The organism is Arthrobacter sp. S41, assembly GCF_004320535.1.
GTDB lineage: Bacteria > Actinomycetota > Actinomycetes > Actinomycetales > Micrococcaceae > Glutamicibacter.
In genome coordinates, this window is record NZ_SIHY01000001.1 from 1,857,707 (window position 1) to 1,879,461 (window position 21,755).

Sequence of the window (21,755 nt, forward strand, 5' to 3'; positions counted from 1 at the left end):
TGCCGACTACGCGATGTTGCCCAAGACGTTGCGGACATCCTTGAAGGACTGGGTCTTGAGGAACCCGCCGTCCTTCCACACAGCCTCCAATAGTGAGGCTGCTTGGGCCTTGGCATCTGCACGTTCTACCAAGTACAGCTCCCCTTGTTCATCACGTAGCACCGCTAATCGACCCGTTGCGGACTTTTTCATGCCCGAGTCAGTGACTGGATCTTTGAGCAAGTCATACCCCTGACCATCAATTTCTGCCCAGGTGGCCTTGACTGCCGAAGAGAAGGTATCGCGGGTGACGTACTGGTAGGTGAATGAGCCAACACCAAAGACAATATTTGAGGCGGCAAACCCGGCCTTTTCCAACCGTTCGGTGATGTCCTTGGCCCGAGCCGGGGTAATGGAGTCCCCATAGATCAGTCCGATGTGCGGATCGAGTTCTTTGAAGCCTGCGGCGTTGATAGTGCCACCAAATTCATTCCAGAGCAGTTGCACGGCTCCGAAGTAGGCGGGGTTTTGTTCAGGTGTTTGATCCTGCTCGGGCTCTGGGATCTCGGGGTTGCTTCGGGTACCGCAGACGATGTCAGCGGGGTCTCCCGAATCCGGGCGGATCACCAGTTTTCCTTCGCGGGCCATGATCTTGTTCTTAAGCGTTGGCAGGATTTCTCCCAGTACACTCCAGAAATTCATGGTGTCCGAAACTACCGACACATTGCCTACCGGGTGCTTTTCGAGGATGCGTTCAAAGGTTGCTTGTTCATCTTCGTGGGCAATTCCGGCACACATGACCGAGTGCTCGGTGGCCGGGATGGATCCAAGGATCTGTCCGTTCTCACTTCCAGCAGTTGATGGGTAGTAGCGGTTGACCCAGTCGATGGTTCCCAGTGAATCTGACCCGGTGAAGGAGAGCAGGTGACCGGCGCCGGACATGGCTGCCGCGTGGGCTCCACCCATGCCGCGGAAGCTGAAGTCGTGGAGTTGCCAATTCACAAAAGCCGAGTCGCCGCCGGTGCGCTGCGCTGCCGCGTCCAGTAACTGGCGGTAGACATCTGCGGTGGTTGCCGAGGTGGAGGCCTGCCAGATTTCAGCCGACAGGATGGTCTCGATGTAGTTGGTCAACCAGAAGAAGTCAGCTTCCGTGTTTTCCACGGTGAAGCTTGGTACACGCAATGGGACTCGTGTGCCTTCAGGCAACGAGCGGAAGACCAGCGGCAGGTAACCGAGCTGGTGCAATTCGCGGATGTGGCTGGTATCAATGCCGTGCTCCGGGCCCAAGACGCTCACTAAAGTTTTTTCATACTCGGCGATAGCTTCGTCTTCATCAGCGGCAAAGAAGGGAGCAAAGGCTTCAACGCAGTAGGACTGGATGAAGGCTTGTAGACCAAAATGCACTACGTGATCTACCCCGTCGATGCGGGAGGCACGGTTGGTGTAGTTCGAGTAGACCTTGGTGGTGCCGGTCGGGTAGAGGTCCTTGTGTCCGAGCTTGTAGCAGTCGGTGAGGAACAGCGGTGCGGTGATCGCGGCAGTGGTGGTGGTGTCGGCGAGCAGGTTCATGATGACTCCTTGAGGATTAGAGGTAGGTGGGGATGATTGAGGCGATGGGCAAGATGCGGGCGTTGACCTCTGGGTTGGTATGTCCAGGGTGAGAGTCGGTGGTGAAGATCTGTCCGAAGTGATTTTTCAGTTCACCGGCGGCTCCCGAGAACACCCCGTGGCTAACCCAGAGATCCAGGTTTTCCTTTGGCAGCCCGGTCGCAGCGGCTAGACCTCTGAAGGTCCCTCCCCCGTCGCAGATATCGTCAACTACTAGGTAGCGGCCGCCAACAGGAAGCTCTTCGCAGTGAAAGCCGGTGAGCTTCCCGGTTTCAAAGTCGCGCTTCTTTCCTGCTTTATAGACCGGCAGTCCGAAGGCCTTGGCTGCCTTAGTTGCCCGGTTCACCGCTCCGGCGTCCGGAGCGATAATGCCGTCGTAGTGCTGGTCGAAGTGCCCCAGCCATTTGGCTAGCGGTTCAGCTGGATCAATAACAGTCAGGTTATTGACCAAGGTGGTGATCACTGGTGAGTGTGGATCAAAGCAGATCACCCGATCAGCTTCAAGCGCGTTGATCATATTTGCGTAGACCTTGGCACCGAAGGGTTCTCCACGGTCGGCCCGCGCTGCTGGCAGATATGGAATGACCGCACTGACCTTGTGACCATGCTGGTGTGCGTAGTCAATCCAGAGACCAGCTCGCATGAAGTCGTTGGCGTCAGTACCGGTGATGATGATGTGGCTTGGGGTCTGCTCGTTGGCTGCGGATCCAATTTTGAAGTGTGCTTCCCCGGCAGGAAAGTTCATGAATTCAACGTCGGAGTAGACCGTGTATCCGGCTGCAACGGTGGCGTATGGCTTGATCATGAATTCAGCGTAACACATAAACATCACTTGATGTTTATTGCTGGCAAAAAAACTTCCCTGCCCACTTTTGGGGTCAGCTAACCGCCAAACCACCTTAGAGAGCTAGGGAAGTATTTAGTAGTTCAGCCCGCGAGCAGCCACGTCCCACACCTCGGTGGAATCATCGGGGTGCACGGCCAACACAGAATCAACCAGGTTCACTGCCTGGCACACATGATTCGGGATCACCTGCAGGCGAGTGCCGTGCGCAGGCAGCTCAAGATTTTCGGGCCACAGGACCGTGGAGTGGTGTTCGGAGAGTGCACTAATTCTGGCGTCCGGACATTCCACAATGCGCCCGTACCCGGTGGCCCAGCTAGGACGGTCACTGCCAAGAATTTTGCTACCGGCATCCAGTACTACTCGGCGAGGGATCTGCTCATTTCCTTCATGACGGCTCACCACGGTTGCCGCAACAGTCAATGAGATCTCGTCAAAGCCAATACGTCCAAGTTCAAATTGCTGAGCGTCCCCAAAAACGTAAACACCTGGACGTACTTCGGTCAGCACAGAGCTATCGCTCAAGGCAGCGGTCGGTGAGGAGCCACCGCTGATGCGTTTGATTTCAAATCCGGCTTCACGCAACAACCTTGTCGCCTCGGCCAACGCTTTAAATTCATCATTAACCGCAGCGTCGATTCCATCGGGATCATAGCTGTGCCCAGGGAAGGTAAAGACTCCGTGCACGCGCATGCCAGCTGCGCTGGCGGCTTGGGCGATGGCCACCGCATCTTGTGGTCGCACACCGCTGCGGTGATGCCCGCTATCAATCTCAATCATGAGCCTGATTTTTGCGGCCTTCTCCCCCAGCATCTGGGACATCTGCTGGACGGCTTCGACCGAATCAGTACCGATGCTCAGCTTCGCACGTCGCATCAACTCCACAATGCGAGTTGCTTGAGACTCATCAACCCATAACGGATAAGCAATAAAGATCTTGGCCACGCCCTGCAGCGCAAAGCTTAAGGCCTCACCGACGGTAGCCACGGTCAGCCCGACGGCACCAGAGTCTAGTTGACGGCCAGCGACTTCCAGCATCTTGTGGGTTTTTGCGTGCGGGCGTAATTTCAAACCTTGGCTGGCGACCCGTTGGGCCATTTTGGAAATGTTCTTTTCCAGCTGGGCCACATCGATCATGATGTGTGGCGTGCTGATGCCAGCAGGGATTGAGACCACGTCTACCGTTCCTTTAATACTTGTACTGCGTCGCGGTGACGGTCGTGTCTTGTTGAATCCGCCGATCAAAAAGATTACCGCAGCTTTCTAGCAACCAGCTAAGCGCTACATCCGAGCACCACTGGTCCGCGCGGCCAGCTTGGTCGAGAGCTCATGGGCGTGGTGCAAAAGAAGTTGCCCCAATTCCTCGCGACGATCTTGTTCAAAGCGCGTGTGTATGCCGGTCAAGCTCAACGCCCAGGCAGGTTGTCCAGAGCTATCAAAGACCACTGCACCCATTCCCCAGCTGCCCTCAACGATGAGTCCGGGGTTGATGGAGTAACCAGCTTTTCTGGTTTCGGCGATCTTCTTACGCAATTCCTTAGCACTGTGCGCAGAACCGTATTCGGCCTCTAACTGAGCTCTAGCGAGATAGCGCTTCATACTCTCCTCGGGCAGGAAAGCAAGGATGGCCATGCCCGCCGATGCCACACCCAGCGGGAAGCGACGCCCTTCGTAAAGCACAAAGGAACGAATGGGGAAGGCGCCATCTTGACGTAGGAGGCACACCGTTTCATCTGAGCGTCGCGCAGAAAGAAAGGCAGATTCTCCGGTAGCTTCTGCCAATGCCGTGACGTGTTCACGAGCCAGCTCGCTGATGTCGTATCGCTCGGCGGCCACCGCTCCCATGAGGTAGAGCTCCGGGCCAAGTAGCCACTTGCCGGTCTTTCGGTCGTGGTCACAGAAACCCTCGGTGGCCAAGGCCGATAGCAGTCGATGCACTGTAGGCCTGGCCAAGCCTGCGGCACGTGCGGCCTCACTGGTTGTGATGCCCTGCGGCATCGAGGCGCTCACCGTTCTCAGTACGGTAGCCAGTCGGCCAACCACTTGGGCTCCGGCCGGTAAATTGCTCATGCCCATATTATGGACGATTCTTTTTGACTCTCCCTCTTTTATGTCGCCAACTAGGTGCATACTGTGGGGCATGAAGAGTTCATGGCAATTGGTAATTGACTGTAATGATCCGCGCGTAATGGTCGAGTTCTGGTCACAGGCAATGCACTACATCCCCGAACCACCACCAAGCCCCCACACCACCTGGCGTTCATATTGGCAGGCCATGGGCGTGCCCGCCGAAGAGTTGCCACCAGGCGCCGGCGATATCCCCGAGTCGCTCATCGATCCGCAAGGGCACGGACCGCGCTGGTGGTTCCAGCAGGTTCCTGAATCCAAGAGCATCAAGAATCGTCTGCATGTTGATCTCTTAGTTGGCGGAGGACGCAGCGTCCCTTTTGAAGAACGCAAGACGCAGGTCAACAAAGAAGCCGAACGTTTGGTGGCTCTCGGCGCGAGCATCCGCAGCGTGATGGATCTACCGGAGATGGATCATTTCGCCGCTTGCATGGCAGATCCTGAAGGCAACGAATTTGACGTCGTCTAGCTTCAAAACTTGCGTTCATATTATGGACAAGCTGTCTAACTTTCTTCACTATCCGATCAATATGCGTCCAATCCAGTGATCACTATTGAATGCTCATCTGCGACTACGTAGGTTTATAGCAAGACATAACCGCTCTCCACATAGTGGACGCAGGGAGAAATCGATGACAACGAAGTTTCGAGAAGACGCGGCAGCAGAACTAGCCGCAGTAGTAAAAGATGGAATGACCATCGCCGTGGGCGGCTTTGGCCTTTCCGGCATTCCCAACAGACTGATCACCGCATTGCGGGATTCCAAAGCAACCAACCTCACCATCGTCTCCAACAACATGGGCGTGGACGGTAAAGGCTTAGGGATCCTTCTAGAAAATCATCAGGTATCCAAGGTTCTGGCCTCCTACGTTGGCGAAAATAAACTCTTTGCCAAACAGTTCCTCGACGGAGAACTTGAAGTTGAGTTTTGCCCGCAAGGGACACTAGCCGAAAGATTGCGTGCTGGCGGAGTGGGCATTCCTGCGTTCTTCACTCCGACCGGAGTCGGAACGCCGGTGGCTGAAGGCAAAGAAGTCATGGAATTCAATGGAAAGCCTGCAATCCTAGAGCGCGGGATTTTTGCTGACATCGCTTTGGTCAAGGCCTACCAAGCAGACGCCGAAGGCAATCTGCGCTACCGCATGACCTCAAAGAACTTCAACCCGTTGGCTGCCATGTCTGGCCGCCACACCTTCGCCGAAGCCGAAGAAATTCTTGATGACTATCTTGACCCTTCATTGGTAGAGACCCCGGGTATTTTTGTGCAGACCTTGGTGGCCACCGACGGAGTCAAGGACATTGAACAGCGCACCGTACGCAGCAAGCAGGAGGCCTAAACATGTGGACACGTGATGAAATGGCATCCATTGCAGCCAGCGAATTAGCCGACGGACAATACGTCAATCTCGGTATTGGAATTCCTACCTTGGTCGCCAATCACCTACCCGAAGGTGTCTCGGTCAAACTCCAAAGTGAAAATGGTCTGCTGGGCATGGGCCCGTTCCCATACGAGGGTGAAGAAGACGCAGATCTAATCAACGCCGGAAAACAAACCGTTACCATCTTGCCCGGTGGCAGCTTCTTCGACTCAGCAACCTCGTTCGGAATGATCCGTGGAGGCCATGTACAGACCGCTATTCTTGGTGCATTACAGGTAGCCGCCAACGGCGACCTCGCCAACTGGACCATCCCTGGCAAACTCGTCAAAGGTATGGGTGGCGCCATGGACCTCGTTGCTGGAACGCCACGAGTGATCGTGCTAACCGACCACACAGCCAAAGACGGCACCAGCAAGATCGTGGAGAGCTGCGATTTACCGCTGACCGGCGTTGGCGTAGTCAACAGAATTATCACCGACCGGGCAGTGTTCGACATTGAGAACGGCGCCTTGACCTTGCGCGCAGTGGCCCCCGGTGAAACCGTAGAAACTATTAAAGAGATCACGGCAGCTAAATTTGCCGTCGACATCCTGGAGGATCTGAACGCATGAGCGCAAAAATTGTTGGTTACGCCCGCACACCCTTTGTAAAGTTCAACGGCGTTTTCGCCAATGTTCCAGCCACAGAGCTTGGTGCACACGCGGCTAAAGCCGCGTTGGAACGCGCCGGTGTTGACCCCAAAGAAGTAGAGCAAGTTATCGTCGGTCAGGTACTTCAGGGGGCAGCCGGTCAGAACCCTGCGCGCCAATCTGCAGTTGGCGCAGGTATTCCCCTGAACGTTCCATCCATTGCGGTGAACGCGGTCTGCCTCTCCGGCGCCGAGGCAGTAGTTGCCGGTGCCCGACTCATCAATAGCGGTGAAGCAGATGTAGTTCTTGCCATCGGTCAGGAGTCCATGACTCTTGCTCCCCACGCACAACGAGCTCGTGCTGGTGTTAAGTACGGTGCCATCGAAATGATTGACACCATGGCCCACGATGGTCTGACCGACGCGGCAGAAAAACGTTCCATGGGTGCTTCGACCGAAGAGCACAACGGCGAACTTTCCATCACCCGTGAGTCCCAGGACAAGATTGCCGCGCAGTCGCACCAGAAGGCTGCGGCCTCTCGCGAATTTACCGCCGGTGAAATTGCTCCGTTCACCGTCACCACCCGCAAAAGCGAAACAACCTACTCCGAAGATGATGGCATTCGTGACACCACCACTGTAGAAACCCTAGCTAAGTTGCGCCCCTCATTCTCGAAGGACGGAACGATCACGGCAGGTAACTCATCGCAGATCACCGACGGTGCTGCCGCCGTGGTCTTGGCCAGCGACGCCGCCATTAAACGTCTTGGCCTGACCGCTTCGGCCGAAATCGTCTCGCACGCATTTGTCGCTGGCCCAGGACGCACCTTGCATGAGCAGCCTTCAAATGCGATTGCCGCCGCCTTGCAGAAGGCCGGCGAAAAGGCTGAAAACCTGAAGGCGGTTGAAATCAATGAAGCCTTCACCGCGGTAGTTGTTGAGTCCACCAAACTTCTGGGCATCAATGAGTCCATCGTAAATCAGCATGGTGGAGCCACCGCTTTGGGTCACCCGATCGGCGCTTCGGGCGCTCGCATCATTGGCACCTTGGCTCGACAGCTGCAGGAGCTACCTGCCGGTTCCTTGGGCGCCATTGGTATTTGTGGTGGTGGCGGACAAGGCACCGCGGTACTGCTTCGTTCTCTCTAAATCGGAGTTCCGGTGACCAAGCCGGGGTCAATGAATTTTGATATTCATTGACCCCGGCTTTTTATGTGCGTAATGAAAAGCGAATTCAGGCTTTGAAACAGCGTCACAGTCTCTATTCGGAGGTATTTTGTCCGCGTTCTGTGATATGAAATTGGTAGGCCAAATTTCAACTCGTTCGACTTTAATGCGACGAGTTTTGCCATTGCTTGATCATCATCGCACCACGTCAGGACTTCCATTGGAAAATTTGCAACAACCGGATGAACCAAAGGCGCCTCAAACGCCCTCCAATCCTCCGCCACCACCGCTGGCACCAGCCGGACAAAATCCGCAGGTAAAAAAGGTTATTGACGCGCTAGTGGACCTCAAGTCCAAAGCTAGCCTTCAATTGCTCGCAATTCAGGCCGGCGCTATTGCGGTTATCGCTATCGTACTTGCCCTTTGTTACCTTATTCCGTTGGCATCCGCGGCTAAGGAATCAGGGGCTAGCGATTACTCTGACTACTCAGACGCAGGGTTAGCCTCGCAACTCAACTCATTCAAAGCCTTCATCTTGCTATTTAGCACCATGCTCGGCGGTGGCCTGAAGATTTCGGGCAACGGTGGTGGCTTCGGCATGTCCGGAGAAGCGCACCTAGCGCTCTCGCTTGTCTCGATCACTGCGATTCTCGCAATCTGCATTGCAAACTACCTGGTAGTTCGCAAACTCAAGCGAGGCGTTCCTGCCGGTGGTTGGAAGAGCGCCGCTCTGAATTCGGGACTGCACGCACTGGTTCTTGCACTGGTCTTCTTGATCATTTCGCTCTTTGGCAAGCTCAGTATGGAAGCCATGGAATTCGTGAGTGCAACGATTTCGCCGCGGTACGCTGGCGTCTTCTTCACTGTTCTGCTCACTGTATTCTTCTCACAGTTCATTGCCACTGCCCCAGCTCGATCCAGCGCTGAAACTCCGCTGATGAACGGTGTACGTGAGGCAATTACTCTTGTTGTTGCTGTCTTGACGGTCTTTGCCGTAGTCGGCGTCATCATCGTATTGGTCAACAAGAGCGAAGACATGCCGTGGAGCATGACTCTGATGTTGCTTCCTTTGCTTGGAACCCTAGGCGCCTACCTTGGTGCTTTGGGCTTCCTCGGTGCGGTGGCTCCAAACATTTCTGGTGCCGCTTCGACCCTGGAAAACTTCACCGGAGATTCCATCCCAACCTCCGCGTACCGGATCTGGGACTTCGCCGACGGTAAGGGCGCTTGGCTGATTGTCCTTACTGTTCTCTTGGTTGTTGCCGTGGCGATTCGAGTCGGCATTCACCGCACCCGTACCAGTGGAATCAACTGGCAGCGGGTATGGCAGCTACCGGTTGTCACACTCGTCCTATGGATGATTCTCGCGTGGCTAACCAGCCTTTCCTTGGGCGGCAAGATCAGCGCTGGCGAACTGGGCAACATGAACGCAGATGTCTCCTTCGGCATCACTTGGTATTCCGTGATTTTCCTAGCCATCGGTGCAGCTATCGTCTCGGTGCTCGCCGAACTTCTGCCGCTTCAGGTCTACCGCTACTTCCCAGCGCTACTCGGCGTTCTGGGTGGTAAAGCTGCTACGGAACGCTGGATCTCCGGACAGTCACAGGCTCCAGTCGCGACGGCACCTGCAGCACCAGCAGCCTCAGTAGCACCAGCGCCAGTTACTCCGACCACCACCATGCCGGTCACCACCACCGAACCGGCCACAACTTCGTTTGCCGCAGCACCAGCTGCGAGCGCCAACACCGCACCGGTCTCCCCTGTAGGCCCAGCGCCTGCACTTCAGCCAGCCTCCGCAGCTTCCAAGACGAAGGCAAAAGCTGTTGGATTTGGCGTACTCGGTTTGGCGGTCCTTGTAGGTCTCGGCATTGGTGCCGTGACCTACCTGAATTCTCAGCGAAAACCAGAGGCACAGGTCGAGCAGTATCTATCCCTGCTGGCTGATGGAAAAGCAGACAAGGCCGGGGAAATGGTTGACCCGGGCATTGATAATGCTTCCCGCGTTCTGCTCACAGATGACGCAATGGCTGGGGCCGAGCAGCGTTTGGAGGTTGTCGATGTTAAACGTGAGTCCAAGGACGACAGTTCAGCAACTATCCGCGCGACCTACGCCATTAACGGTGAACAGCATGAAAAAGTCTTTAGCGTAGACCGCGGGGACAAAGAGTTCGGGCTGCTTGATACCTGGGAACTGAACGAACCGCTACTGGTGCCAGTAAAAATCAGTTCGGGTCTAGTCTCGGATGTCACCGTTGGCAAGGAACAGGTTCACCTTGGTGAGGGCGAATCGTTCTTTGATGAAACTTCCTCCTCCTACAGCGGTGACTACTACGTTTACCCTGGCATCTACAACGTCACGGCCCCAAGCACTGAATACCAAGAAACTGATGTTCAGCAATTGCGCGCAAATCACCCAGATGATCTGGAAGCCGCCGTTACTCTGAGCACCGTGGCCACGGCAAAGGTTGATCAACTTGTGCTGGAGAAGGTACGAGCGTTTTCTACCGCTTGTGTCACCGCACCGACCAATCTCGATGAGGGCTGCCCTTATGAGTTGCAGGCCAAAGATCTAGAGTCCTTCTCGGTGAAGAAACAGGCCGAGCAAGTAGCGCTTGAAGGAATGGATACCTTCGAAAGCTCGCCTGTCACGTTCAAATACAAGCAAACGGACAAAGAGTACATCGACTACGACGAGGAAGAAATCGAACGGAGCTTCACGGGCAACATCGATTGGAGCACCGGACAACCGGTTGTTACCGTCACCGATTCATCTTGGTGGTAACAACCACTAGCAAATAAGTCCGCGGGTTGGTCTCCTGACCAGCCCGCGGACCTATTTAGTGCAGTCCCTCTTAGTGGCTCAGTGGTTCTCGGGACACGTAGTTGTTCAGCAACCGCGCATCTAGTTCGCGATAGGTTCCATTGGCTACCTGCGGATCAGATTCACCGGTCAATGCGCTAAGTACAGAGCTGATCAGTGCTCCATGGCTGACTACCAAAACATTATCGCCTGCGTGTTGCTGGCAAATCTTGAACAAGGCGTTGACCGCTCGCTCCACAAGATGCTTCTCAGTTTCGCCGGAACCAATGTGTAGCTGTCGCTGCTCATCAACAGGATGGCCAACAAGCTTGCCTTCCCAGTCGCCAAAGTCTTGTTCCATGAGTTCAGGGTTTTCGTACAGTGCACGGGTGCCGATTCCCTTGGAAATAATCTGAGCAGTTTGTAATGCCCGGAAGAGCGGCGAAGAATACACGGCGGCCCACGGGCCCCGTATGGCAAATTCCTGAGCCAGCTGTTGGGCTTGGCGTACGCCGGTTTCGTTCATTGGCAAGTCGCTTCGTCCATGAAGTCGGCCTGCTTTGTTCCATTCGGTCTGTCCGTGACGGATCAATACAATTTTCTGTTCGCTCATCGTCTTCTTCTTTCTGGCGTGCACCGCTAGTTTTCTTTCCTGCGGCGCGAAGTTCTCTGTGGATCAGTCAGTGTTCTCGTGAATACTGACTGGAGCGGGTAAGGCCACGTCCCGTGGCATACCGGTGAACTGATCGCTTGAAGCACCGGACCAGTTCACTGTGTTCAGTCCCAATTGCAGGAGCGCAAATTTCGCTCCGGATTCTTCCAAAACTTCATCTGAAGCAAATGGATTCATGTTGTAAGAGACAGCCGGCGCCATGAATACCGGAGTATTTAGTAGCTGACTGCTTGCGGCCTGGTGGTAGTGCCCGCACAAGATGGCTCTGATGTCACTGCCCGCAATGACCGCGGCCAATGCCATGGGATCTTTGAGTCCTCGGCCGGTTCTAAACTCGCTGGTTGCTTCCACCGGGGGATGGTGAATCAGTAGGAGCGAACCGCGCGGAGCTGGAACCGTCAGCAACGATTCGAGCCATTGCAGCTGGGCGCGATCCAGCTCTCCTTGCCTTTGCTGGTACCCACCACTGACTAGACCAATAATTCTTAGGCCCATAACCTCGTGCACGGTATTGGCCGGGTGAGGTCCAGTTGAAAGTCTTCGGGTATTAAATTCCGCTCCAATGCTTCGGGCTGGATCGTGGTTGCCTGGAATGCTGATCACCGGACAACCCAGTTCCTCTTGGAACTCGTTGAACAGTTTGGCTGCCCGAGAGTGAATGGGTGCTCCGCGGTCCCCAATATCCCCGGTGAGGACAATCGCGTCGGGCGAGAACGCCCGTGCTGCTTCTAGCGCAAGTTCAATTTGCTGCCACGAGTCGATGGTCTCGTGGAGTAATTGCCCGTCGCGGCAGAGGTGAGTGTCGCTCAGATGAATAACTGTCAGTGGCTTCATCGTTCCCTCCCCGCGTCGTGCTGCTGTTCATTCCATTGAACTGTTCTGTTCTAAAGAAGAGATGAACAAGGAACTGACACGATGTGAAGTCCTAACAAATCCCAGCTTCTCGATAACCGAACGAATTAGGACAAAATACACGGATGTATCCAGCAATACATGCATTCTGAGGTACATGAACAGCGAGTAGCACATTAAACGACTAACCTTAGAAGAGCAGATTTGAATCCACCGAGGAGCTATATCCATGACCGGCAGCAAAGTCGTCGCCTTTGGCCATTTCCAGCCAGAGCGCATCGTCCCTAACACCGAGCTGGAAAAGTTGGTGGAAACCAGCGACGAGTGGATCACTCGTCGCGTTGGCATTGAAGAACGTCGTTGGGGCACCGGAGTAGAAACCGTAGACTCCATGGCTATCAAGGCCGCCGAGATGGCATTGGGCAACGCCACCGATATCACCGCTGCTGATATCGACATGGTTATTGTCGCCACCTGCACCGCCACCGACCGCTCGCCTAATATGGCAGCTCGTGTGGCCAACGCATTGGGCATGGACCAGGGTCCAGCCGCACTGGACGTCAACGTCGCTTGTGCAGGCTTTGCCCACGCAGTTGGTCTAGCCCAGGGCGCCATTGCTTCAGGCTCAGCCACCAAGGCATTGGTTATCGGTTCGGAAATGCTGACCGATTACACCGACTTCACCGACCGCACCACCTGCGTTTTGACCGCAGACGGCGCCGGCGCTTTCATCATCACCGCTTCGGAAGACAACGGCATCTCACCAGTTGTTTGGGGCTCGGTTCCTTCCCTGTCGGACGCGGTCCGCATTGAAACCGAAAACAACATGAAGTTCGCGCAGAACGGTCAGAGCGTTTACCGCTGGACCGTCACCCAGCTTCCAAAGATCGCTTCGAAGATCATTGACCGTGCAGGTCTGAAGCCAGAGGAGCTGGACGCTATCGTCCTGCACCAGGCTAACTTGCGCATCATTGAGCCCCTGGCCGAAAAGATTGGTGCTCCGAACGCACGAGTCGCTACCGACGTGGTTCACTCGGGCAATACTTCAGCTGCTTCCATGCCGCTGGCTTTGTCCAAGATGATGGCATCGAATGAGCCATTGGCATCCGGTTCCAAGGTATTGCTCTTCGCTTTTGGTGGCGGACTGGCCTACGCAGGTCAAATCATCACCATCCCGTAAGTAGCTGAAAAAGACTTTTCTTCTATCTACCCAAATCAGGGGCTTGGTTTACGTGCCGTGAACCAAGTCCCTAATTTTGTGCAAAAAATTAGTGACCCAGCGAACTTGACGTTGGGTGGATCACACCGCAGACTGGTAAACGTGAACCTGTCAGACAGCTGGACACCCGGACAACGGCCGATTGAGCGACGCTCTGCTGCCGAAGCCGTATTCCACGCACTCCGCTTGGCCATTGAAGCCCAAGAAATCCCACTTGGCAGCAAGTTAGGCTCAGAAGCCGCCCTCGCTGCCGGCTACCAAGTCAGCCGCTCGGTGATTCGCGAAGCCCTTCGCTCCTGCGCAGCCCTTGGACTGACACGGACCGAAACCGGCCGTGGCACGTTTGTTATTTCGCACTGCCCCACCCGCGAACTCAAGCTGGGTAATTTCTCCTCCGATGATCTACTCGAAGCCCGCCCACATATCGAGATTCCGGCCGCCACGCTCGCCGCGACTCGACGTACTTCCGAAGACCTAGAACGCATCAGCGGGCTCATTGAGCAGATGGATCAGGAAGATGACGCGGCCGCCTGGGTAGAACTAGACGCAGCCTTCCACGCCGCCATCGCCCAAGCCAGCGGCAACTCGGTGTTCACCAAAGTGGTAGCCGATATCCGCGAAGCCATGGCCCGCCAGTCCGAAACCGTGAACCTCGTGGCCGGTCGCCGAGACCCTTCTAAAAACGAGCATCTGGCCATTTTCCGGGCCATCGAAGCCAAAGATCCTGATGGCGCCAACCAAGCCATGAGTGATCACCTTTCCGCAGTACAACACGCAGTGTCCACCATCGTCAGGAGCAATCAGTGAACCCCGCCCCGTCCCAGCCGCAGACCACCCAGCTAGAAAACCCGGTGCTGGCCAAACATGAGCCGTTGGTGGTGGCTACCCGTGGTGATGCAGTGGAGTCCATCCACTATGGCTCGGCAGTTCTGCTTGATGCCAACGGTGAGGTCCGCGCCAGCTATGGCGAACCGCAGGCTGCGTACTACCCACGCTCAGCCTTGAAGCCACTGTTCGCGGTAGGCATGCTGCGTGCCGGTCTTGAACTTGATGACCAGCAGTTGGCCCTGGCTTCGGCTAGCCACTCCGGTGCCCCGATCCACCAGCAGGTGGCCGCTTCCACACTGAAGGCTGCTGGCCTCGACGCTACGGCCTTGGGCAATTCCACCGACTTGCCCTACGGTGTGGCCGAACGCCAAGCCTATGTGGCACAGGGCGGCACCGCTACCCAGCTGGCACAGAACTGCTCGGGTAAGCATGCAGCTCTGGTAGCGCTGAGCGAACTAAAGGGTTGGGATACCGCCAACTACCTGCACGATGAGCGTTTGCTACAGATGCTGCAGGACACCGTCGAAGAGCTCACCGGTGAAAAGATCAGCGGGGTGAGCACCGATGGTTGCGGCACCCCGGTGTACCTGATCAGCCTTGTTGGTTTGGCCCGCGGTTTTGCTCGCCTGGCATCTGCCAAGGCCGGCACCCCCGAGGCCCGCGTGGCCAAAGCGATGTCCACCCACCCAGAATTGGTGGCCGGTGAGGGCCGCGATGTCACCGCCCTAATGCGTGCACTTCCCAGGGCCGTAGCCAAAGACGGCTTCGAAGGCATCCAGGCGGTCGCACTACCCGATGGCACCGCGCTGGCAGTAAAAATCGCCGACGGCGGGGACCGTGCACGCATGCCGATCACCATCAAGCTACTCACCGAGTTCCTCGGCGAAGCAGCACCCGCGGCCCTGGCCGAACTGGCCACCAGCCCAGCACTTGGTGGCGGTGCACCCGTCGGTGTGCTCAAGGCTCTCTAGATTTCTCTTTTTCTCACACAACTACATTTTTGGAGATACATTCACCATGTCTGAAACCTTGCTCAGCGACGAAACGCGTAGCGAGCATGATCTGATTGGCGACCTCGACATTCCCGTGGAGGCCTACTGGGGCGTGCATACCCTGCGCGCCAAGCAGAACTTCAACATCACCGGTACTGACCTTTCTGGCAACCCGCACCTGATCCGCGCACTGGCGCGCGTGAAGCAGGCTGCAGCGCGCACCAACCACGAGTTGGGATTGCTGGATGCAGAACGTGCCCGTGCCATCGATCAGGCCTGCGAGTCCATCGCTCATGGTTCGCTGCATGACCAGTTCATCATTGACCCCATCCAGGGTGGTGCCGGCACCAGCACCAACATGAACGCCAACGAGGTGATCGCCAACCTGGCGCTGGAAATCTTGGGCCACCAAAAGGGTGACTACCAGTTCCTGCACCCGAACGATCATGTGAACCTCTCGCAGTCCACCAATGACGCGTACCCCACCGCGGTGAACATCGCCACCCACTTTGCTACCCAGCCGCTGCTGGCAGCGATGCAGGTGCTCGAAGATTCTTTCAACGCCAAGGCCGCGGAATTCCGCACCGTGGTCAAGATGGGCCGCACCCAGCTTCAGGACGCTGTGCCAATGACCGTGGGCCAAGAGTTCCACGGTTGGGCCGTCACCCTGGGTGAAGACCGGGCACGACTAGCTGAGTCACTGTCGCTCGTGACCGAAATCAACTTGGGCGCTACCGCCATCGGTACCGGTCTGAACGCACCGGCCGGTTACGCCGAAGCCGTCTGCCGTCACTTGCGTGAACTGACCGGTCTGCCGCTGACCACCAGCCCTGACCTAATCGAAGCCACCAGCGATGTGGGCGCCTTTGTGCACCTGTCCGGTGTGCTTAAGCGTGTGGCGTTGAAGATCTCCAAGATCTGCAACGACCTGCGCCTGCTTTCTTCCGGTCCGCGCGCTGGCCTGAACGACATCCAGCTGCCAGCGGTGCAGTCCGGCTCCTCGATCATGCCCGGCAAGGTCAACCCAGTGATCCCTGAGGTTGTTAACCAGATCGCTTACCAGGTGGTCGGTCATGACTTGACCGTCACCATGGCGGCCGAAGGTGGTCAGCTACAGCTGAACGCCTTTGAACCAGTGATCGCACATTCCATCGGACTTTCACTTAAGCACCTGACCAATGGTTGCTTAACCCTAGCCGAGAAATGCATCGACGGCATCACCGTTGACGAGCAAGCGTTACGCCGTGAGGTGGAGAACTCCATCGGTCTGGTGACCGCGCTGAACCCACGCCTAGGCTATGCCGCATCCACTTCGGTGGCTCTGGAGGCATTGGCTACCGGACGTGGCGTGGCAGAGTTAGTACTCGAACGCGGGTTGCTTTCTGCACAAGACCTCAATGAGTTGCTCTCCCCTGAGCGCCTCGCAAACCTCTCCGACTAATTTCAAGGATCCTCATGGACTCATCTACCCCGCACGCCACAGCGCCGCACGTGCCTGATGCCGCGCTCACCGCTGGCGATAATGATTACCACAAGGGCTTGTCCTCGCGACAGATGCAGATGATCGCCATGGGCGGCGCCATCGGAACTGGCCTGTTCATGGGTGCCGGTGGCCGACTGGCCGATGCCGGCCCGGGCATCGTGGTCAGCTACGCAGTCTGCGGCTTTTTTGCCTTCCTGATTCTGCGTGCGCTGGGCGAACTGGTCATGCACCGACCATCCACCGGCTCCTTTGTTTCCTATGCTCGTGAGTTCTACGGCGAGAAGGCTGCCTTTGCCACCGGTTGGTTGTACTGGCTGAACTGGGTGATGACCGCGATTGTCGACATCACCGCGGTCGCCTTGTATATGGGCTTCTTCGGCAAGTACGTCGCCTGGATCGGCGCGGTGCCACAGTGGGTTTGGGCGCTGGCAGCGCTGGCCGTGGTGCTGGCTTTGAACCTGATTTCGGTCAAGGCCTTTGGCGAGATGGAATTCTGGTTTGCGCTGATCAAGGTCATCGCACTGGTAGCTTTCTTGATCATCGGTTGCTACTTTGTCATCTTCGGTACCCCGGTTGAGGGCCAAGAAGTTGGCTTCTCACTGATCACCGGCAACGGTGGCATCTTGCCTAACGGCTTTATGCCGGTGCTGGTTCTGATGCAGGGCGTGGTCTTCTCCTACGCTTCGATCGAGCTGATTGGTACCGCAGCCGGTGAGGCAAAGAACCCCGAGAAAGTTATGCCTAAGGCCATCAACACCGTGATCATCCGTATAGCTGTGTTCTACATTGGCTCGCTGGTTCTGCTTTCGCTGTTGCTTCCTTACTCCGCTTACAGCTCCGGAGAGTCACCATTTGTAACCTTCTTTGGTTCCATTGGCGTCAAGGGCATGGACGTCATCATGAACCTCGTGGTGCTCACCGCAGCGCTGTCCTCATTGAACGCTGGCCTGTACTCCACCGGTCGCATCATGCGCTCCATGTCGCTAAACGGTTCGGCACCAAAGTTCGCAGGCCGCATGAACAAAGCTGGCGTTCCATACGGTGGCATCGTGATTACCGCGGTAGTTGCTGTGCTCGGCGTTATCCTCAACGCTATTGTTCCGGCTGCGGCGTTTGAGATCGTCTTGAACTTTGCTGCCATTGGCATCATCGCCTCGTGGGGCATGATCGTGCTGTGCCAGATGGCCCTGGTGAAGTCCGTCAAGCGTGGTGAGCAAGATCGACCAAGCTTCCGCATGCCTTGGGCACCGGTGTCCGGTTGGGTCACGCTGGCCTTCTTGGTGATGGTGCTGGTCATGATGGCCTTCGATACCCCTGTTGGCACCTGGACCATCGCTTCATTGGTCATCATCGTTCCGATGATCATCGGTGGCTGGTACCTATGCCGTGGCCGTATCAACGAGCTGGCACAGGCTCGCATGAACGCCAAAGCGCCGGCGAACGAGGTCTAAGCGACTTCGCTTTTACCGCGTAAACTGCGGCCCGGGAAACACAGCTTCAAGCTGATTTCCCGGGCCGCTGTTTTGTTTTGAAAGACCCGCCAAGGTACTGACTCCGATAATTGCTGGTCTTGTTTTAAGCGTTGAATCCCGCGACGCATAACCCCGACTTACTGGTGCAATCGGCACAAGATGATGTTGCGCTTTGCGAAGCTATTCGAAGCGCCGCTGGTCCTCAGAGTGTTCATCGCAAGTCCAGATTTTCTTGGAACCGCTGGTCTACCAGAAGCTAGTTCGCTCCACCTGTCTGACAAGGTCACTTGGCAGGGAAAAATTCGCTCGCTACCTATCGAAGAAGGCTGGCGTCTCTTCGTCGAAAACTTCGCCAACCTTCTTCAACAGAACCTATTGCGTGGTCCTACTCCTGGCGCTGTGAATCGCGGTCCAGATGAGACGTTTCTCGAGCTGAAAAACCCACCAAAAATTGTCGAACCAAAAAGACAACGAACGTCACGATAGCAATAGCGATTATTGCAACGACAATCTGCCACGGTTGCATTTCAAATACTCTCTTTCAATATGCTTCGATCATGAACCGAACGATGAGGTGGAGCCACCACCAGTATTGACGTTTAGGATCACTCCTACATCGCGACTAGTTGGTATTCCTGCAATTTTCACGGTTTGTCGGGCCTTCAACTGAGCTTTGGCCGTCTGACTTGAGTATGCAGAGCGCTTGATGTAGCTCAACGAGCCTTTTCCCATCCCGATTCCGCCTGTTTTGGGGTTGCTAATACTTTTGATGTAATGACCATTGCTCAGACTATAACGGAAGCTGGCCGTAAAACCTGCTGACCAAGTTACTGCTTGGTGCCACACCTGGCAACTGCTTTTATGCGTCATACCTACTTCGTACTTGGTTGTGCATCCCTTGACGCTAGCAGGCAATGCTAGCGGGAAACCACCCGTTGAAGCAGCGGCAGACTTGTCAGGAAATACGGTTTCACTGATCGCCGAACCATCCTCCCAAGATTTGGTAACGGTTTGCGAACCATCAGGATTTAATGCCTTGGTGACCTTCACAGGCGATTTCATCGTCTCAGAATCCAATTTTCTTCCTGATGAAATTTTTTCGAGAAGAGCACTTTGTTTAGCAACAGGGATATTCAGCTTTTCGAATGATTTCTCGATATATTCTAGGTCGTCCGCGCCCAAGAGCGATTCCGCATCAGAGATCCTTGCCTGCGATGACTGGACTGTTGAGGTGGCTGCGTAGGCCGGTGACATGCTGACAGCGAGACCCGCTGTTAATGCGCAACTAGCAACGGCAACTGACACTTTTTTGACTGAAATTCTCACTTATCCTCCAACTAGATTTTCTGGATACTGTAAAAATTACCGGCGGACAGCCTGGTTCCATCTGTACAAAAGTACAGAAGCCGAGAAGTTCTTAACTGTAGGTTCCTGGCCACAGGTTCTGGACAGAAATCGGGAGGTCAAGATCATTTACTCAACAACATCGGGGCAAGGCGTGGGTTACGTGAATCGTCCAGAAATCCTTCGCCTCAATCGGCTGGCACATTATCGGTTTAGCGTAACTTTGCCCCGACAGTAGTTTCGGGCTCTTATCAGTGGCAAGATGAGTGAGGTGGAACACTCTAAGCATTCATTTCATAATTTAGACAGCTACATCGGACTAGCCCGCGTCGGCGGATTGACGCTCTCCCCCGACGGAACACAATTGGTCACCACCATGAGCACCCTGTCCGAGGATGAAACTAGCTACGACAGTGCACTGTGGTCTATCGACCCCAAAGGACAGTTGCCAGCGCGCCGGCTCACCTTCGGCGAACACGGCGAATTCCAACCTCAGTTCACCGCTAACGGCGACCTACTATTCGTGGCCAAACGTTCCAGCAAGGACGACGCCAAACCTGAAGGATGGCTACTACCAGCGGCAGGTGGTGAAGCCCGTCCGGCCATTTCTCACCCGGCCGGCGTGCAATCACTAAGCGTCTGCAGTAAGTCACCGCAAACCATTGTGTTAAAAAGCAGCGGCCACAGCCGCGCCAAAGACCTTGAAGCCGAAGAAAAACTGCGCACGGACCGCAAAGACAAAAAGGTCTCCGCCATTTTGCACACCGGATACCCGGTGCGTTATTGGGACCATGATCTGGGTCCAGCAACTGCCCACTTCTATTCGGGCAACCTTCCTGAAGTCCAAGATTCTAAGCGCGCAGAACTCACCGATCTGACACCAGGCATCGGTGCCAACCTGCAAGAAACAGCCTTCGATGTTGCCTCGAACGGTGATTTTTTGATCACCGAATGGCAAGTTCCTGAAGGTCGAGCTTCCAGCGCACCGGGTCTGATGCGTATCGATCTACATACCGGCGCACAAGAAATGTTGTTGAGCCCGGATGACACCTACGAATACACCATTGGCAAGATCAGCCCAGACTCCAAGGAGCTGGCCTACGCACGCTGGCACCGTTCCACTGCGCAGACCGCCCCGGTCTTCGAACTGTGGCTGATGCATTTGGCCGATGGTTCAACCCACCAGATCGCCGATGGCTGGGACCGCTGGGTCAACGACATCCAGTGGGTGCCCAATGGGCGTTCGCTGCTGCTCACCGCGGATGACAACGGGCACAGCCCGATCTTCCACCTGAGCCTGTACAACGACAAGATCACCCGGCTCACCGATGACGGCAGCTTCACCGACGTCACCATCAGCAGCGATTCACGCACCGCCTACGCGCTGCGTTCCAGCTACCTCTACCCGGCAGAGCCGGTGGCCGTGGACCTGACCCACGTCCACGAGCTCGAAGCCGGCGACTTCGCCGAAGCCACGCTACTGATCTCCCCCGCCGAGCGCCCCGCGCTTCCCGGCACTCTGACCGAGGTCAGCACCACGGCCGAGGATGGTTCCACCGTCCGCGCCTGGCTGGCCCTGCCGGAGACGGCCTCGGCGCAGAACAAGGCGCCACTGCTGCTCTGGATCCACGGCGGTCCGCTGGGTTCGTGGAATGCTTGGAGCTGGCGTTGGAGCCCCTGGTTGCTGGTGGCCCAAGGCTACGCGGTATTGCTGCCGGACCCCGCCCTGTCCACCGGCTACGGCCAGGACTTCATCCAGCGCGGCTGGGGCCGCTGGGGCCAGGAGCCCTTCACGGATCTCATGGCCATCACCGATGCGACCGAAGCCCGCGAGGATATCGACGAAACGCGCACCGCCGCAATGGGCGGTTCCTTCGGCGGCTACATGGCCAACTGGGTGGCCGGGCATACCGACCGCTTCAAGGCCATCGTCACCCACGCCAGCCTGTGGGCTTTGGAAGGTTTTGGCAAGACCACCGATGCGGCGTTCTACTGGACTCGCGAGATGAGCCCACAAATGCGCGAGCAGAATTCCCCGCATCATTCGGTAGGAAATATTGTCACCCCAATGCTGGTCATTCATGGAGACAAGGACTACCGCGTTCCGATCGGCGAAGGACTTCGTCTTTGGTACGAACTTCTTGCTGACTCAGGCTTGCCACAAAAGGAAGATGGCAGTACCGAGCACCAGTTCTTGTACTTCCCGGATGAGAACCACTGGATCCTTACTCCGCAGCACGCCAAGATCTGGTACCAAGTGGTCACCGAATTCTTATCCCAGAAGGTCTTGGGAAATGAGCCAAGCGAACTACCTGAGCTTCTAGGCTAGTTAGTTCCCGAGTTCTCTAGCTACTTGCCGG

The 21,755-nt window shown here is 56.0% G+C and carries 18 protein-coding genes; 11 read left to right on the forward strand and 7 right to left on the reverse strand.

Annotated elements, in window-relative coordinates; translation table 11 throughout:
• Positions 1-6: 6 nt before the first annotated feature.
• The 4 genes from EYR88_RS08585 to EYR88_RS08600 form a co-directional block, all read right to left on the reverse strand.
• Positions 7-1,548, reverse strand: coding sequence for a nicotinate phosphoribosyltransferase (locus EYR88_RS08585; protein WP_131089224.1), 1,542 nt, complete (start codon positions 1,546-1,548; stop codon positions 7-9).
• 16 nt (positions 1,549-1,564) lie between these two features.
• Entirely contained in the window at positions 1,565-2,392 is an 828-nt protein-coding gene (locus tag EYR88_RS08590; protein WP_131089225.1) for a ribose-phosphate pyrophosphokinase-like domain-containing protein, read from the reverse strand.
• A gap of 114 nt (positions 2,393-2,506) precedes the next feature.
• The gene (locus EYR88_RS08595) at positions 2,507-3,607 is read right to left on the reverse strand and encodes an alanine racemase (RefSeq protein WP_131089226.1); all 1,101 of its coding nucleotides are present in this window, start codon (positions 3,605-3,607) and stop codon (positions 2,507-2,509) included.
• A 105-nt stretch (positions 3,608-3,712) separates the two neighbouring features.
• On the reverse strand, positions 3,713-4,501 hold the full coding sequence (locus tag EYR88_RS08600; protein ID WP_131089227.1) for an IclR family transcriptional regulator: 789 nt from the start codon (positions 4,499-4,501) through the stop codon (positions 3,713-3,715).
• Between the two features lie 70 nt (positions 4,502-4,571).
• Here EYR88_RS08600 and EYR88_RS08605 point away from each other — a divergent pair, with 70 nt between their 5' ends.
• From EYR88_RS08605 to EYR88_RS08625, 5 genes are all read left to right on the forward strand, one after another.
• Complete coding sequence (locus tag EYR88_RS08605) at positions 4,572-5,027, forward strand: VOC family protein (RefSeq protein WP_131089228.1); 456 nt, start codon at positions 4,572-4,574, stop codon at positions 5,025-5,027.
• A 163-nt stretch (positions 5,028-5,190) separates the two neighbouring features.
• Complete coding sequence (locus tag EYR88_RS08610) at positions 5,191-5,895, forward strand: CoA transferase subunit A (protein WP_131089229.1); 705 nt, start codon at positions 5,191-5,193, stop codon at positions 5,893-5,895.
• Between the two features lie 2 nt (positions 5,896-5,897).
• On the forward strand, positions 5,898-6,548 hold the full coding sequence (locus EYR88_RS08615) for a CoA transferase subunit B (protein ID WP_131089230.1): 651 nt from the start codon (positions 5,898-5,900) through the stop codon (positions 6,546-6,548).
• On the forward strand, positions 6,545-7,714 hold the full coding sequence (locus EYR88_RS08620) for an acetyl-CoA C-acyltransferase (protein WP_131089231.1): 1,170 nt from the start codon (positions 6,545-6,547) through the stop codon (positions 7,712-7,714). The genes EYR88_RS08615 and EYR88_RS08620 overlap by 4 nt, the downstream gene beginning before the upstream one ends.
• Positions 7,715-7,952: 238 nt before the next feature.
• Positions 7,953-10,514 carry a hypothetical protein gene (locus EYR88_RS08625; RefSeq protein WP_131089232.1) on the forward strand — a complete coding sequence of 854 codons (2,562 nt, stop codon included), beginning with the start codon at positions 7,953-7,955 and terminating at the stop codon, positions 10,512-10,514.
• 70 nt (positions 10,515-10,584) lie between these two features.
• On the opposite strand, the gene EYR88_RS08630 is transcribed toward EYR88_RS08625, so the two are convergent.
• Positions 10,585-11,145 (reverse strand): histidine phosphatase family protein, encoded by a 561-nt coding sequence (locus EYR88_RS08630; RefSeq protein WP_131089233.1) that lies wholly within the window; start codon positions 11,143-11,145, stop codon positions 10,585-10,587.
• A gap of 63 nt (positions 11,146-11,208) precedes the next feature.
• Positions 11,209-12,039, reverse strand: a complete 831-nt coding sequence (locus EYR88_RS08635) for a metallophosphoesterase (RefSeq protein ID WP_131089234.1) — start codon at positions 12,037-12,039, stop codon at positions 11,209-11,211.
• A 247-nt stretch (positions 12,040-12,286) separates the two neighbouring features.
• Between EYR88_RS08635 and EYR88_RS08640 the strand changes: the two genes are divergently transcribed.
• From EYR88_RS08640 to EYR88_RS08660, 5 genes are all read left to right on the forward strand, one after another.
• Positions 12,287-13,237: a beta-ketoacyl-ACP synthase III gene (locus tag EYR88_RS08640; protein WP_131089235.1), complete on the forward strand. Its 951-nt coding sequence runs from the start codon at positions 12,287-12,289 to the stop codon at positions 13,235-13,237.
• A gap of 141 nt (positions 13,238-13,378) precedes the next feature.
• Positions 13,379-14,083 (forward strand): FCD domain-containing protein, encoded by a 705-nt coding sequence (locus EYR88_RS08645; protein ID WP_131089236.1) that lies wholly within the window; start codon positions 13,379-13,381, stop codon positions 14,081-14,083.
• Positions 14,080-15,075 (forward strand): asparaginase, encoded by a 996-nt coding sequence (locus tag EYR88_RS08650; protein ID WP_207306480.1) that lies wholly within the window; start codon positions 14,080-14,082, stop codon positions 15,073-15,075. Before EYR88_RS08645 ends, EYR88_RS08650 begins: the two co-directional genes overlap by 4 nt.
• A 46-nt stretch (positions 15,076-15,121) precedes the next feature.
• Positions 15,122-16,537, forward strand: a complete 1,416-nt coding sequence (locus EYR88_RS08655; RefSeq protein WP_131089237.1) for an aspartate ammonia-lyase — start codon at positions 15,122-15,124, stop codon at positions 16,535-16,537.
• A 14-nt stretch (positions 16,538-16,551) separates the two neighbouring features.
• Entirely contained in the window at positions 16,552-18,030 is a 1,479-nt protein-coding gene (locus EYR88_RS08660) for an amino acid permease (RefSeq protein WP_131089238.1), read from the forward strand.
• Positions 18,031-18,606: 576 nt separating this feature from the next.
• On the opposite strand, the gene EYR88_RS08665 is transcribed toward EYR88_RS08660, so the two are convergent.
• On the reverse strand, positions 18,607-19,377 hold the full coding sequence (locus EYR88_RS08665) for a hypothetical protein (RefSeq protein ID WP_131089239.1): 771 nt from the start codon (positions 19,375-19,377) through the stop codon (positions 18,607-18,609).
• Positions 19,378-19,657: 280 nt separating this feature from the next.
• Here EYR88_RS08665 and EYR88_RS08670 point away from each other — a divergent pair, with 280 nt between their 5' ends.
• The gene (locus tag EYR88_RS08670) at positions 19,658-21,724 is read left to right on the forward strand and encodes an alpha/beta fold hydrolase (RefSeq protein ID WP_131089240.1); all 2,067 of its coding nucleotides are present in this window, start codon (positions 19,658-19,660) and stop codon (positions 21,722-21,724) included.
• The last annotated feature ends 31 nt before the right edge of the window (positions 21,725-21,755 follow it).